The sequence below is a fragment of the Arthrobacter sp. CAN_A214 genome (assembly GCF_015751955.1).
GTDB lineage: Bacteria > Actinomycetota > Actinomycetes > Actinomycetales > Micrococcaceae > Arthrobacter_D.
Window position 1 is genome coordinate 49,876 of the sequence record NZ_JADOUU010000005.1, and the last position, 13,400, is coordinate 63,275.

Below are 13,400 nucleotides of genomic sequence, written 5' to 3' on the forward strand. Positions count from 1 at the left end.
CCCACCGCTTGCGTGCGTAGCTCAACGGATAGAGCATCTGACTACGGATCAGAAGGTTGGGGGTTCGAATCCCTTCGCGCGCACCAGGTTTATCGAAGAAATGCGAAAGGCCCCGGTTCTCGACCGGGGCCTTTCCCATTTCACGCGCTTCTCCGTGCCTGCTCGCCGCGGTCAGTCGCCCGCGGGCCTCCACGGGCCCCATTCCTCGACGCCGGGAACATCGCCGCGGGTCCACCATTGCGTCCGGTACACCTCGCCCCCGAAGATCACGCGCCGGCCCTCGGTGTACACCTCGCCCTCGTTCCATTCCACGGGCTCGGCGGCAGCAGCTTCCTGGGCAGACAACGACGGCGACGGTGCCGTCGCCGGAGCCTGCGCGGGACCACCCGGAGACGCGGTTCCCGCACTCGACGGCTGGACAACGGTTTCGGGCAGGACCCTGTCGAGGGCCGGCCCGCGCGAGGCTTCGCGCAGCTGGTCGGACAGCACGGCCATCAGTGAACCGTCGCGGTTGCCGGCGAGGTCCCACCACATAGCGCCACCGAGCCCCTTGTCCTGGATATAGCCGCTCTTGAGGCGCAGGGTTTCGGGGTTGTCGTAGCTCCACCACTTGTCGCCGTCGAACCGCCAGGCCGCCCCGAGCGTCGGGTCGGTGAACTCCTCGCCGACCCCGCGCAGCCTGTCGTAGTCCTCAAGACCCGGTTCCTCGCTTGCCGGCGCAGGGCCGGTGGCGGTGCCCCAGGGCTCTTCGGTGCCGACGCCCGCCCAGCCCCTGCCGAACGCGGCAAGGCCGAGCCCGAGCTGGGCCGGGTCGATTCCGGCATCGAGGTATGCGCTCACTGCCTGGTCCACCGAAAAACGCTCGCCTTCGGGGCGAGGATCCTCCGGGTCGTCGAAAAGGTTCCCCTGGTGACCGGTCATCCCGGGCTCCCACGTTCCCCACAGGTCGTAGCCCTGGATGTTCCCGAAGTCGAGGTAGTCGAACAATTCGGGGTCGTTCCACCCACCGGCCTCGATATCCGCCGGGTTCGCGGGAAGGAAAGCGCTCAGGGAGTAGGAGCGCCCTGTCTTCTCACCATGGGCGTCGAGCTGCTTCCGGAATTCCTTCACCAGCAGCCGGAAGTTCTCGGCATCGTTGTCGCGGTCCACCCCGTTTCCCTCAAGCCCGTTGTTGCTGCCCGGCCACTCCCAGTCGATGTCGATGCCGTCGAAGATGCCGTCCGCAGCCCCGCTCCCTCCTCTGCCCTCGATCACCGGAAGGTTCCCCTTGATGTACAGGTCGATGCAGGAGGCGACGAGCGCCTTGCGCGATTCGTCGGTGGCCGCGGCACGCGAGAAGTTCTTGGACCAGGTCCACCCGCCGAGGGAGATCACGGCGCGCAGCCCGGGGTTGGCCGCCTTGAGCTGCCGGAGCTGGTTGAACGATCCGGCCAGCGGCTGCTCGGCGGTGTCCCCGATCCCTGCGATCGACCCGGCGGCGTCGTAGGCCATGCCGTAGTCGGCCCAGGCGTCGGAGGCGCCGTCGGAACCGTCCGGCCCGCTTTCCTGCGCCTTATTCGCCTCGAAGCAGGTGAGCGTCTCGTGGTGGATGTTGCCGAAGGCGTAATTGATATGGCTGAGGTTTCCAGCGGCGCCCGAGTCCTGGAGAGCCTTCATGGGAAAGGAACGCCCATAGACGCCCCACTGGGGGAAGTAGCCGACGCTCCGGTACCCGTTGATGCGGGCCGGGGTCTTGGCGGACTCCTCGGAACCGGTCTCGGACGAGGAGAACTGCTCCGAGCAGGAGACGATGAGCCCGCTTCCCAGCAGGGCCACGACGGCCAGGGCGCCGATCCGGTGCAGTCGGCGTGGGCGCACTCGTTTCATTCTTTCCTCCGGATGTGAGACCAGCACCGGCAGGCAGCGGCTCCTTCAGGCTACGGTATGAAGCTTGCCTCCGCAGGGAGCGGATGGAAGGCTCGGCCCATGAGCAATTCCGAGATTACTGACGTCATTGTGATCGGAGCCGGCGCCGTTGGCGAGAATGCGGCGGGGCGGATGGTGCAGGCCGGACTTTCCGCGGTGCTGATCGAGTCCGACCTGGTAGGCGGTGAGTGTTCCTACTGGGCCTGCATGCCGTCGAAGGCGCTCCTCCGACCGCCGGCCGCACTCGTCGCGGCGCGCTCGCTTCCGGGCGCCCGCGAGGCCGCGACGGGGTCCCTGGATGCGCAGCAGGTCCTGGACCGCCGCACCGAGTTCACGTCCAACTGGGACGATTCCTCCCAGGCTGACTGGGCAAAGAACGCCGGCATCACGCTGATGCGCGGCCGGGCGCGGATCACCGGCGAGCGCGAGGTGGAGATAACCTCCAACGGCGACGACGACGCCACGACCGTGCGAGCGCGCCACGCCGTCGTGCTCGCCACCGGCTCAACACCCATCGAACCCGCCATCGACGGGCTGGAGGACCTGCCCTTCTGGGGTACCCGCGAGGCGACGTCGGCCAGGGAGGTGCCGGCAAGCCTCACCGTGCTGGGCGGCGGGGTTGCCGGAGTGGAACTGGCACAGGCGTTCTCGCGGCTGGGGGCCGAGGTCACCGTCGTGGCCCGCAGCGGGGTCCTCGGGAGCTACCCGGAGGAAGCTTCCCGACTGGTCAGCAAGGGACTCGAGAAAGAGGGCATCACACTCCTCACCAACACCGAAACCGCCGCGGTTTCCCAGAACGGGTCCGGGCACTTCACCCTGACGCTGGGCGACGGCCGGACGGTCACCTCCGAAAAGCTCCTGGTCTCCACCGGCCGGCACCCCAACACCTCCGGGCTCGGCCTCGAGGAACTGGGGCTCGACCCCAAGGCCCTGGAGTCCGACGACACGGGACGGGTGATCGGCGCGGGAGGCTGGCTGTATGCAGTGGGGGACGCAGCAGGCAAAGTGCTGCTCACGCATCAGGGCAAATACGAGGCGCGGGCCACCGGTGACGCCATCGTGGCGCGCGCTGCCGGGAAACTGGGCGATGCCGCCGGGGACTGGACCAAGTACACCTCCACAGCCAACAGCTATGCCGTTCCCCAGGTGGTCTTCACCGATCCTGAAATCGCCATGGTGGGCCGCACGCTGGAGCAGGCGCGCAAGGCCGGCATCAACGCCTCGGAAACCTCTCTCGCCATTGAGGTGGGCGGGTCGGCCCTCCACTCGGACGGCTACGAGGGCTGGGCACAGATGGTGGTGGACGAGGACCGCAAGGTACTGGTTGGCATGACATTTGCAGGACCCGACGTCGCGGAGTTGCTGCATGCGGCGACCATCGCCATCGTGGGCGAGGTACCGCTGGAGCGCCTCTGGCATGCTGTCCCCTCCTACCCGACGATCAGCGAGGTCTGGTTGCGGCTGCTCGAGAAGTACGGGCTCTAGCCCTGTCTGGAAGCGGACGCCCGCCGGACCACGAAGTCGGTGACGGTGGCGTCGCGACCGTCGAGCTCCGCCCATTCATGCGGGTGCTGCAGCACGGTGAGTCCCGCCGTCGGATAATCCGTCGCGAGGTCCATCACGGCCTCCTCGTTCGATTCGACCGAGGCCAGCCGCATGGCGAGCTCCTGGACCCCCGGAAGGTGCGCGATCACCAGGAGGCTGGTGACAGTGGGTGGCACCTGGTTGATCAGCGCGAGGATCTCCCCGGGACGTGCCGCATACAACCCGTCCTCGAGCTTTGGCGTGGGCGCCTTGTCGCCGAGCTCCTTGCAGACCCAGGTGCAGGTCTGTCGGGCGCGCAGTGCCGAGGAGCACAGGATCAGGTCGGGAAGGGCGTGGTCGGCCATCCACCGGCCGATCAACGGTGCATCGAGGTGCCCGCGCGAGCTCAGTGAGCGCTCATGATCCGGAACACCCTCGCTCCACTCCGCCTTTGCATGACGCAGCAGCATGAGGCGTTTCAGATGGGAGGAGGCCATGCGCGAAAGTCTAGCGGGCACGGCAACGGCCACGGCTAACGGTCACGGCGCGCACGCCGGCGTTCGGCTAGATCGAGTATTCAGGTGCCGCCCACACCACGACTTCAGGGTGGTCGTAGAAACGGTAGCCCTGCCCGCGCACGGTGCGGACCGTGTTGGCCAGCCGGCCCAGCTTCGAGCGGAGACGTCGGATGTGAACATCGATGGTCCGCTCGTTGGGCACCTCGTCGGCGTTGCGCCAGAGTCCGCTCAGCAGCTCCTCGCGGCCGACGGTCCTTGCGGCGTTCTCGACAAGGTAGTTCAGTAGTTCGAATTCCTTGAACGTGAGGTTGAGCGTCTCGCCGTCGAGGTGCACCTCCCGGCGGGCGAGATCGATCAGCACGCCGGTGGGCCGTGGCGTGGCGGGCGGGGCATTGTGCTGCGTTTCGCGTGGCCGGCGTTCAACCGTGGGGTCCCCGAGGGCCGCCCGGACCACGTCGATGTCGCTTCCTGGGGCATCGGCCGGCGCGAGCGCAACTGCTGCGTGGGTCTCGACAGCACCGATGAGTGATTGGACATAGGCGCGTGCATCCGAGGCGAGCCGGGACAGCGTGGTGCCGTGATCGGCCGCCGTGCCCTCATCGATGGCCACGTACAGGACGAAGCCCCGGGCAGTGGTGTCTCCGGAGACGGCCTGCGGTCCCGGCACTCCGCTCGGCACGACGACGGGAACGGGGGCCGTGTCGGTGGATGCGGCAGGACCAGCCACCGGGGCGAGCGGCGGGCGGTACGACGGCGCCGGATAGGTCTGCGCCTGGCCGTAGCCGGGGTGTCCCGAGCTGCGCTGCTGAAGTCCACCGGCCCGGTTCTGGGCGGTGCGGAGGGAGATATGGACGTAGCCCGAAGAAACTGACATGAAAACAACCTCAGAGTGTGTGCCGTCATTCCGGCGCGAATGCTTGGATGTGCCCGGTCGGGATGATGCTTCAGTGGCGCCCGCCGTTGGGCTTGGAGTGCGGAAAAGGCCGGGGTGGAGCCGTTACGCGCGCATTCGGAGACAGCGAGTTTCCGCGACGGGCAGAAGGCCCACGGAAGGAACTGCGGCTGCAGATGCTGTCGAGTTGGTGTTCACCCTCCAAATTATTGCACGTAACAATCCAGTACCCGCAAGTAACAAAGGTGCCGGTTGTCCACGCAGCCGGGGGAAGGCGCCTGTGGGAGGAGCGGGCACCGCTGGACGAAAGCACCCGACAGCGATCCACCAGGATCCTTCCCGCGACAGTTTTTCTTCGGAGATCCCCGGGGAATGACGTTCAGTCTTTTGGGATCAGCACTCATACCGCAATCGCCGCGATTCGGCTACCGACAGCAGACGAAGGTCTGCTAGCCCACCACGCCATACAGCCGGTCACCGGCGTCGCCGAGGCCCGGAACGATGTAGGACTTCTCATCCAGCTTCTCGTCGATCGAGGCGAGGACGATGGTGACGTTCTTGCCTTCGAGTTCCTCCCGGAGCGCTGCGAGTCCCTCGGGAGCTGCCAGGAGGCAGATGCAGGTGATGTCAGCGGCTCCCCGGGCGAACAGGAACTTGATCGCCTCGCGGAGGGTTCCCCCGGTGGCGAGCATCGGGTCGAGAACGAATACCTGGCGTCCCGTGAGGTCGTCGGGGAGGCGCTCGGCGTAGGTGATGGCCTCGAATGTCTCCTCGTTGCGTGCCATTCCCAGGAAACCGACCTCCGCCGTCGGGACGAGGCGTGTCATTCCCTCGAGCATGCCGAGGCCGGCACGCAGGATGGGCACCACGAGCGGCGTCGGCTTGACCAGCCCGGTTCCGTCGGTCGATGTAACAGGAGTTTCGATGCGCACCGGCTCCACCCGGACGTCGCGGGTGGCCTCATAGGCCAGCAGCGTGACGAGCTCTTCGGTGAGGAGGCGGAACACCGGCGATGAGGTGTCCTTGTCCCGGAGAACCGTGAGTTTGTGGGCTACCAGGGGGTGGTCGACTACCAGTACTCGCATAGCTCAAAAGTACCATTGAGCACATGCCCCCAGACCTGACCAGCCCCGCCGTCAGCGGCAGCGCCCTCCATGAGCAGTGGATGGGCTACGCCCTGCAGGCGGCCCGGAGAACCGCCGCCAGCGCAGATGTCCCGATCGGCGCCGTCGTCATGGGCCCAAGCGGCGCCGTGCTGGGCGCCGGCTGGAACCAGCGCGAGGAACTGGGTGATCCGACGGCGCACGCGGAAGTAGTGGCGATCCGCGCAGCAGCGGCGGCCCTGGGAAGCTGGCGGCTCGAGGGGTGCACGCTCGTCGTCACGCTCGAGCCCTGCGCGATGTGCGCGGGGGCCTCGGTGCTCGCGAGGATTCCGCGCGTGGTGTTCGGTGCCTGGGACGCCAAGGCAGGAGCGTCGGGCTCGGTCTTCGACGTCCTGCGCGAGCGGCGGCTCAATCACTGGACCGAGGTGTTCCCCGGCGTCCGCGAGGAGGAGTCCGCTGCGCTGTTGAGGGATTTCTTCGTCGGGCAACGCTCGAATTCCGACGCCGGACAATAGTGCGTAGGCTTAGTATCTCCGGATAACCGAACTTCCAAGGAGTACATAGTGGATACCCAGCAGGACGGCATGAAGGAAGTACACAAGATACTCGACAATGCGGACATCGCGATCCTCACGACGGTGAGCCGTGAGGGTCGGCTTGTCAGCCGCCCCCTCGCCCTGCACGGCAAGGACTTCGACGGCGACCTCTGGTTCTTCACGGAGGACCCGTCGCCCAAAGCCGACGAGATCCGGGCGAACTCGCAGGTCAACGTGTCAGTGAGCTCCGGCAAGGGCTACCTCTCCATCGCGGGGACGGCGACCCTGACCAAGGACCAGGCGAAGATCGACGAACTATGGGGCCCCTCCGTTTCCGCCTGGTTCGAGAACGGCCGGGACGATCCCACCGTCGCCCTCATCAGGGTCGACGCCGACACCGCCGAATACTGGTTCATGGAGGCTCCCCGCGTCGTCTCGGCCGTGAAGATGGTCAAGGGCCTTGTCACCGGGTCGAAGCCCGACACGGGCAAGAACGACGTCGTCGAGCTCTGATTTCCGCGGCCGTTGCCCGCCGTTTTGGGCAGAACGCACGAAACCCGGTAAAGTAGCGGCGTTGGTGACGTGTCCGAGCGGCCGAAGGTGCAACACTCGAAATGTTGTTTGGTGTAAAAGCCAACGTGGGTTCAAATCCCACCGTCACCGCCATCGAGAAGGCCCTGCTTCCCCTCTGTAAACAGAGGGGAAGCAGGGCCTTTCGCTTTCTTCGAAATGGTTCTGAGACCACGATCTGAATGGACGACGGTCCCTGATGAACGATGTGCCCGCACCGCGTTCTCCAGCGCGGTGACGGCCAGAAAGTATTGCATCCGCGCGTCCATCGAGTACGCGACGGTCCTCCCGGAATAAACGTGGCGGTTTCACCGGGCAGAGGTAGAACTTCCCTCAAAGGCTTGGAATTCCGGCCGCTCGGAAACGAGAACAGCGAACCAGGCGCATGATGCAGGCGTGTACAATTCGGCCATGTACAGTGCAGCCCTGCAGTTCCGCTTTGTAGTGATCTTCGCGCTCCTCATCGCCGGCATCGCCCTCGTTGCAGGGTGCACCGGCCCCGGTCCCGGCACATCGTCGGAGGATCCCCCCGACCCCGCCGCCCTGTTGAATGAGTCGAGCGAGACCACCAAAGCCCAGACCAGCACGCATCTCGAGCTCTCGGTCGAGGGCGAAATCGCGGGACTGCCGGTCGAGTTCATCGAGGGTGATCTCACACAGACTCCCGCGGTCGCTGCCGAGGGCACACTCGACATGACATATCTTGACCAGCAGCTCAAAGGGGTTGAGTTCGTGGTCTCCGACGGCAACCTGTGGGCCGCCATCACGTCGGGAGGCAGCCTGACCAACTTCGGGCCGGCATCCAACGTCTACGACGTCGCGAGGATCCTGGACCCTGACGTGGGGCTGGCCAACGTGCTCGCCAGCTTCTCCGATCCCAATATCGACGGACAGGAGACCGTCGAAGGCGTGGACACTGCACGCATCACCGGCAACGTCGCCGCGGACGCGGTCAACAACATCTCCCCGCAGATCGGGGCAACAGATCCTGTGCCTGGCACGGTGTGGATCTCCGAGGGCAGCAACCGTGAGCTGATGCAGGTCCGGTTGGAGCCCAGCCCCGGTAACAGTGTCACCATGATCCTGTCCGAGTGGGGCGAACCGGTCACCGTCGCGAATCCGGCAGGGTGATTCAGGGCCGACCCCCGGCAGCCGGGCGGGTGCCGGCCAATCGCCGCATCGCGATCAGCGCGGCCAGTCTCGCAGTGGCGCTGGGCGCGCTCGACACCTACGTCGTTGTCACGATCATGACTGACATCATGCGCGACGTCGGCATCGGAGTGAATCAGCTCCAGCGGGTCACTCCCATCATCACCGGCTACCTTCTCGGCTACATCGTGGCGATGCCGCTCCTGGGTCGGGCGTCGGACCGGTTCGGACGGAAGATGCTCATCCAGGTCAGTTTGGCCGGTTTCGCGCTCGGATCGGTAGTCACGGCACTGTCGACGGATCTCACCGTGTTGGTCCTCGGCCGTACTCTCCAGGGTGCCGCCAGCGGCGCCCTGCTGCCGGTGACGATGGCCTTGGCCGCAGAACTGTGGGTTGCACGCAACCGCGCAACCGTGCTGGGTGGCGTCGGCGCCGTACAGGAACTGGGCAGCGTGCTCGGCCCGCTGTACGGCATCGCTTTGGTCGGGCTGTTCCAGCATTGGCAGACCGTTTTCTGGATCAACGTGCCGCTTGCGGTGATCGCGATGGTGATGATCCACTTCAGCCTGCCGGACCGGCAGCAGACCGATGACCCCCAGAAGGTTGACGTGGTCGGCGGTCTGCTGCTGGCCATCGCCCTGGGCCTGATCGTGATCGGGCTCTACAACCCCAAGCCCGACGGCAAGCTGGTGTTGCCCAGCTGGGGAATGCCGGTGCTGATCGCGGCCGCCGTGGCGACCATCGCATTCTTCGTCTGGGAGAGGTTCGCCCGCATCCGCCTGCTCGAACCGGCAGGAGTGCACGTCAGGCCGTTCCTGGCGGCACTTGGCGCGTCGATGACCGCCGGCGCAGCACTCATGGTGACGCTGGTCAACGTCGAGCTGTTCGGTCAGGGCGTCCTGGGTCAAGACCAGAACCAGGCCGCTCTCCTGCTGCTGCGCTTCCTCGTCGCGCTCCCGATCGGGGCGCTACTCGGCGGATGGCTGGCCACACGTATCGGCGACCGGATCGTAGCCTTCAGCGGCCTGCTCCTCGCCGCAGTGGGCTATCTGCTGATCTCGAAATGGTCCGTCGATGTGCTGACGGCACGACACGATCTCGGACTATTCACCCTGCCGACCCTGGACACCGACCTCGCGATTGCCGGCCTGGGTCTCGGCCTGGTAATCGGTCCGCTGACGTCCGCCACGCTTCGCGTGGTTCCCGCCGCCCAACACGGGATCGGATCGGCCGCGATCGTGGTCGCCCGCATGATCGGCATGCTGCTCGGCATCGCGGCACTGAGCGCATGGGGCCTCTACCGGTTCAACCAGCATCTGACCAGGCTGCCCGCCAGCACGGTCGGCACACTCGAGGAACGGTTGTTGGCCGAGGCCGGGCGGATCCGCGGGGCGTACGTCCTGCAGTACGGAGAAATATTCTCGATCACCTCGATTGTGTGTGTGGTAGGCGCGGCGCTGGGTCTGCTGATCAGCGCGCGCAATGAGTATGCCGAGGAGCCGGAGCGAGCCACTTCGGGGGACCCGCAGTAACGAGCAGGCCTGTGTCAGACACCCATCCACACTATGACGGCAGCAACTTCCCCGAAGATGGCCCAAGAATAGATAGCTTCCGGGGTTGTGTTTTTGCCTTAGGCTCCTACACTGTGGTATGGGGCCCTCCTCATCCATTCTTGGGGTGGTGTGCTTGGAAGTACTGGTGTCCCCTTCCTTGGAGTCACCATCACCCGCGTGCGTATGAGGAGGATTCTCCAATGAACAAGACACTCCGCTTTATGGCAGTACCCACCCTCGCTATGGGCGCACTTGCCCTTTCTGGATCGCCGGCCATGGCCGCTGACGAGTCCTACCAGGCCACCCTGGGCCAGCTCAACGGCAGCTCCGGCTCGGCCACCATAGAAGTTCACGTCACGGGCAATGAGGCTCAGGTACTGCTGAACGTTTCGGATATGCCCGCGACATTCATGGATATGCCCTACCCGCACGTCCAGCACATCCACGGCGGGGCGCAGGGTACCTGTCCGGATCCCTCTGCTGACAAGGACGGCGACCAGGTCATCTCCACCACCGAAGGGGCTCCGTTCTACGGCGGAGTCCTCACCACCCTCTCCACCAGCGGTGACACCAGCCCCGCGGCTGCCGCTGACATCAACCTCGCCGGTAAGGGGGCCGCTTACACGATTGACCGGACGTTCGAACTGAATGCTGAGACCAAGGCAGCCCTCGAAGCCGGCACTGCCGTCGTCGTCGTCCATGGCCTCGACCCGGCGACCCTCAGTCCGGCCGGCGCGGCAGCCAAGTCCGACCTCGCCCCCGAACTGCCCCTGGCAGCAACCTCACCGGCGCTGTGCGGCACCCTGGCGGCTGGACAGGTGGAGATGCCCGTTGGTGGCGCTGACACCGGCGTCGCCCAGGAAACCGGAACCGGCATCGGCACATTCGCCATCGGAGGCGGGCTGGCCCTCATCGCTCTGACCGGCGGCGCTTACGTTGTCCGTCGCCGCACCGCAGAATCAGTCGGCTAGACACCGCTGGCCGGTCAGGGCTAGGGCTAGGGCTAGGGTTAGCAGTAACGCAGCGGTAACGGAATGCCCGCAATCAGGTGGGACACCGTGTGACTCGGCAGGAGCAACTTCGGTGGAATGACAACGATCGTGGGGGCTTGCCGCATCACCAGGTGGGCGTCCATATGGGTTCGAATCCTACCGTCACCGCCACAGAGAAGGCCCCTGCTCCCCTGCTGCGGCAGGGAAGCAGGGGCCTTTCCGCTACCCGCTACGGACGAATTGCACCACGGCGCTGCCCGTGCCCTCGAACCGCGCCTCGGCTTCGTAGCCGAAGGAGACGAGAATCTCCTCGTCAGCATCATCCTCCGCCGGATGGACCAGCCACACCGTGTCGTGCTGCAGGATTCTGTCCTCCGACGCTTCGAGGCCGAACCGCTGGTTGTAGATCCTGCCCCAATCGGCTGCACTGATACCCACTGTCGTATCCACCAAACCGGCGAATGAGTCCGGGTAGGCGGTTTGCGCCAGGTCCGCGTCGCCCAGCAGGGCCACCGCATCACCGGGCCGCGCGCGGTCGCTCAGTGTCTGGGCAACGTACCTGAAATCGTGGAGCGGGCTCCGGCCGGACTCCGTCCGTTGGCCTACATAGGACGGAAGCGCCAGCACCACCACGGCCAGCAGTACGACGGCGCGCTGCCGCGACGTCGTTCCCGGCCCCCGGCCATCGGACGGGCGCAGAACCAGCGCAGCCGCAAGGAGTGGAAGCGTAGGAAGAAGGAATGACAGGTAGCGGGGCAAATAGTACGGCGAGCCGAGAACAAGCGAGCCGCCGATCACCGCAACCAGGGGAAGCACAAGGAGGGGAAGCGCGAGCTTCACGAGGAAATGTCGCCGGAATCGGACGGCGCCGGCAGCAGCAAGGGCCCACATCACCGGGGCGAGCCCGTACATGGACAGGCTCTCAAACGGTGTGTGCTGAGGAACCGGTTTCCCGTCGAGCAGCATGTAGGCGTCGGTGAAGAACTGGAGGAAGGCCACCTCGGAGAACACGCTGCCGTCGATCGGTCGGATCCAGGAGATCTGGAACTGCTGGCTCGCGCCGATGATCGCCAGGGCTGTCGTGGGAATCAGCCAGGCCGGGCTGACGGCAAGCACCGCTTTCCAGCGGCGACGCAGCACGGGATCGAGGAGCACTGTCAGGACATGGGCGACGAAAACCAGTCCGGCGTACAAGGACAGCAATGTGGCCACCATCGCCGCTGCGGCATACCCCGCCCAGAGCCGGCCGGAGGGACGCTCGCGGATCCGCACCAGGAAGTATGTGGCGAGCACCGCGAACAGCAATGCAAGGGCGTATGACCGGGCATCGGTCGCCACATATTGGGTACGCGGCAGCACTACGAACAGCAGGGCAGCGACGAGGCCGTAGGTAGTACCAGCCAAACGACGTCCAATCGCCACGAGGAGCCCCGCGGTCGCTGAGACCGCCAGCAGGCTCGGGAAGCGGAGCGCGGTCTCCGAGAGTCCGAACACCGCGGTCCAGGCATTGATGAGGACGTAATAGAACGCGTGGACTGCGTCGATACTCTGGATCATGCGCATCATCTCGGCGAAACTGCGGTCGACGGCGCTGATGGTCGCTGCCTCGTCCACCCAGAAGCTCGGTATCGATATGCCGATACCGGAATAGGTCAGGGTGAGCGCTGCAACGAGGACCGCGGGTCTCGTGGTCCTTTTCACGAACTCATTAAAACACGCTGGGCATCGCCTTCCTCGATGCGGCTGCTAGGTCTTGGCCCCCGATCGGCCGGCATCCCGGACCCGTTCCTCGACCTCTTCGGCCGACAGGTGCCTTCCCACAGTGCGGAACGACCCGAGCGGCGCCACCGAGTTGACGATGCTATCCGGATACACGTGCACGAGGTTGTGGCCCTGGCCCCCATCGCGCCCGCGGACGCCGCCGTCGGGCACGTGGAGATCCTGCGTGTAGCAGGTTGCCGACGCCACGGACACCGGGATTCCGGCGAACATCGACGACGACGAGAAGTGCAGGTGCCCGCCGAGGATGAGCCGCACGTCCGATCCCTCGATCACGCCGCGCAGGCGGTCCTGGTTCCGCAGCTCGGTCAGCACCGCGAGGTTCTGGATCATCGGAATGGGAGGGTGGTGCATTGCAAGGATGGTCCCCTCCGGTGCGGCCGTCGCAAGTTCTGCCGTGAGCCAGACCAGCTGCTCCTCGTCCAGTTCGCCGTAATGGTGGCCCGGCACCGAGGTGTCGAGGGTGAGAATCCGGAGGCCCCCGATCCGGTAACTGCGGTACAGCGGCGCTGCCTCGGGCGCTTCATCGAGGAGGCACTCACGAAGGTTCTCACGCCGGTCATGGTTGCCCATCAGCCAGATGAGCGGCGCACCGAGCTCACGGGCCACCGGCTCGACGGCGTTCCGAAGCTTCCGGTAGGCCTCCGGCTCGCCCTTGTCGGTCAGGTCTCCCGTGAAGATCAGGGCATCGGGCCTGATCCCGGAGGCTTGAATGTCACCGAGCAACTGCTTGAGGCGGGCTTCGCTGTCGACCGCCCCGTAGAGCGGCTCCGGCCGCCCCACGAGGTGGGTGTCACTCAGATGCAGGAGGAGGTGCTGGTGCGGCGGATGCTCAGCGGAAATGTGAGCATCCGCGCGCAGTTCAGAAGTAGACATGGC

Annotated in this window: 12 protein-coding genes and 2 tRNA genes; 8 read left to right on the forward strand and 6 right to left on the reverse strand. The window is 65.8% G+C overall.

All coding sequences use genetic code 11. The features are described 5' to 3' along the window. Positions 1-10 precede the first annotated feature (10 nt). Positions 11-86 (forward strand) — tRNA-Arg (locus IWX65_RS06410). An 85-nt stretch (positions 87-171) separates the two neighbouring features. Here the strand turns inward: IWX65_RS06410 and IWX65_RS06415 are convergent. Beyond that, complete coding sequence (locus tag IWX65_RS06415) at positions 172-1,857, reverse strand: glycosyl hydrolase family 18 protein (protein ID WP_334683700.1); 1,686 nt, start codon at positions 1,855-1,857, stop codon at positions 172-174. Positions 1,858-1,965: 108 nt separating this feature from the next. Here IWX65_RS06415 and IWX65_RS06420 point away from each other — a divergent pair, with 108 nt between their 5' ends. Then, positions 1,966-3,390, forward strand: a complete 1,425-nt coding sequence (locus tag IWX65_RS06420; protein WP_196881609.1) for a dihydrolipoyl dehydrogenase family protein — start codon at positions 1,966-1,968, stop codon at positions 3,388-3,390. On the opposite strand, the gene IWX65_RS06425 is transcribed toward IWX65_RS06420, so the two are convergent. From IWX65_RS06425 to upp, 3 genes are all read right to left on the reverse strand, one after another. Further along, positions 3,387-3,926 (reverse strand): SixA phosphatase family protein, encoded by a 540-nt coding sequence (locus IWX65_RS06425; RefSeq protein ID WP_196881610.1) that lies wholly within the window; start codon positions 3,924-3,926, stop codon positions 3,387-3,389. The genes IWX65_RS06420 and IWX65_RS06425 overlap by 4 nt on opposite strands. A gap of 67 nt (positions 3,927-3,993) precedes the next feature. Continuing rightward, complete coding sequence (locus IWX65_RS06430) at positions 3,994-4,821, reverse strand: winged helix-turn-helix domain-containing protein (protein ID WP_196881611.1); 828 nt, start codon at positions 4,819-4,821, stop codon at positions 3,994-3,996. A 467-nt stretch (positions 4,822-5,288) separates the two neighbouring features. Then, positions 5,289-5,924, reverse strand: coding sequence for a uracil phosphoribosyltransferase (gene upp / locus IWX65_RS06435; RefSeq protein ID WP_196822437.1), 636 nt, complete (start codon positions 5,922-5,924; stop codon positions 5,289-5,291). Positions 5,925-5,947: 23 nt separating this feature from the next. On the opposite strand from upp, the gene tadA reads away from it, so the two are divergent. The 6 genes from tadA (at position 5,948) to IWX65_RS06465 (ending at position 10,721) form a co-directional block, all read left to right on the forward strand. After that, a complete protein-coding gene (tadA, locus tag IWX65_RS06440) occupies positions 5,948-6,457 on the forward strand; it encodes a tRNA adenosine(34) deaminase TadA (protein ID WP_334683701.1) in 510 nt (169 codons plus the stop codon). Between the two features lie 48 nt (positions 6,458-6,505). Next, complete coding sequence (locus IWX65_RS06445) at positions 6,506-6,991, forward strand: pyridoxamine 5'-phosphate oxidase family protein (protein WP_196881612.1); 486 nt, start codon at positions 6,506-6,508, stop codon at positions 6,989-6,991. Between the two features lie 63 nt (positions 6,992-7,054). Then, positions 7,055-7,144: transfer RNA gene (locus IWX65_RS06450), tRNA-Ser, on the forward strand. A gap of 315 nt (positions 7,145-7,459) precedes the next feature. Next, positions 7,460-8,179, forward strand: coding sequence for an LppX_LprAFG lipoprotein (locus tag IWX65_RS06455; RefSeq protein WP_196881613.1), 720 nt, complete (start codon positions 7,460-7,462; stop codon positions 8,177-8,179). A 29-nt stretch (positions 8,180-8,208) separates the two neighbouring features. Then, a complete protein-coding gene (locus IWX65_RS06460; protein WP_196881614.1) occupies positions 8,209-9,729 on the forward strand; it encodes an MFS transporter in 1,521 nt (506 codons plus the stop codon). A gap of 221 nt (positions 9,730-9,950) precedes the next feature. Continuing rightward, entirely contained in the window at positions 9,951-10,721 is a 771-nt protein-coding gene (locus IWX65_RS06465; RefSeq protein ID WP_196881615.1) for a hypothetical protein, read from the forward strand. 243 nt (positions 10,722-10,964) lie between these two features. Here the strand turns inward: IWX65_RS06465 and IWX65_RS06470 are convergent, their stop codons facing one another. Continuing rightward, on the reverse strand, positions 10,965-12,443 hold the full coding sequence (locus IWX65_RS06470) for a glycosyltransferase family 39 protein (RefSeq protein ID WP_196881616.1): 1,479 nt from the start codon (positions 12,441-12,443) through the stop codon (positions 10,965-10,967). A 45-nt stretch (positions 12,444-12,488) separates the two neighbouring features. Then, positions 12,489-13,397 (reverse strand): phosphodiesterase, encoded by a 909-nt coding sequence (locus IWX65_RS06475; protein ID WP_196881617.1) that lies wholly within the window; start codon positions 13,395-13,397, stop codon positions 12,489-12,491. Between the last annotated feature and the right edge of the window lie 3 nt (positions 13,398-13,400).

Bases quoted from the DNA above. Each gene is read 5' to 3' on its own strand.
- IWX65_RS06430 (WP_196881611.1), bottom strand. From the start codon at position 4,821: ATGTCAGTTTCTTCGGGCTACGTCCATATCTCCCTCCGCACCGCCCAG.
- tadA (WP_334683701.1), top strand. From the start codon at position 5,948: ATGCCCCCAGACCTGACCAGCCCCGCCGTCAGCGGCAGCGCCCTCCAT.
- upp (WP_196822437.1), bottom strand. From the start codon at position 5,924: ATGCGAGTACTGGTAGTCGACCACCCCCTGGTAGCCCACAAACTCACG.
- IWX65_RS06465 (WP_196881615.1), top strand. From the start codon at position 9,951: ATGAACAAGACACTCCGCTTTATGGCAGTACCCACCCTCGCTATGGGC.
- IWX65_RS06475 (WP_196881617.1), bottom strand. From the start codon at position 13,397: ATGTCTACTTCTGAACTGCGCGCGGATGCTCACATTTCCGCTGAGCAT.
- IWX65_RS06455 (WP_196881613.1), top strand. From the start codon at position 7,460: ATGTACAGTGCAGCCCTGCAGTTCCGCTTTGTAGTGATCTTCGCGCTC.
- IWX65_RS06425 (WP_196881610.1), bottom strand. From the start codon at position 3,926: ATGGCCTCCTCCCATCTGAAACGCCTCATGCTGCTGCGTCATGCAAAG.
- IWX65_RS06420 (WP_196881609.1), top strand. From the start codon at position 1,966: ATGAGCAATTCCGAGATTACTGACGTCATTGTGATCGGAGCCGGCGCC.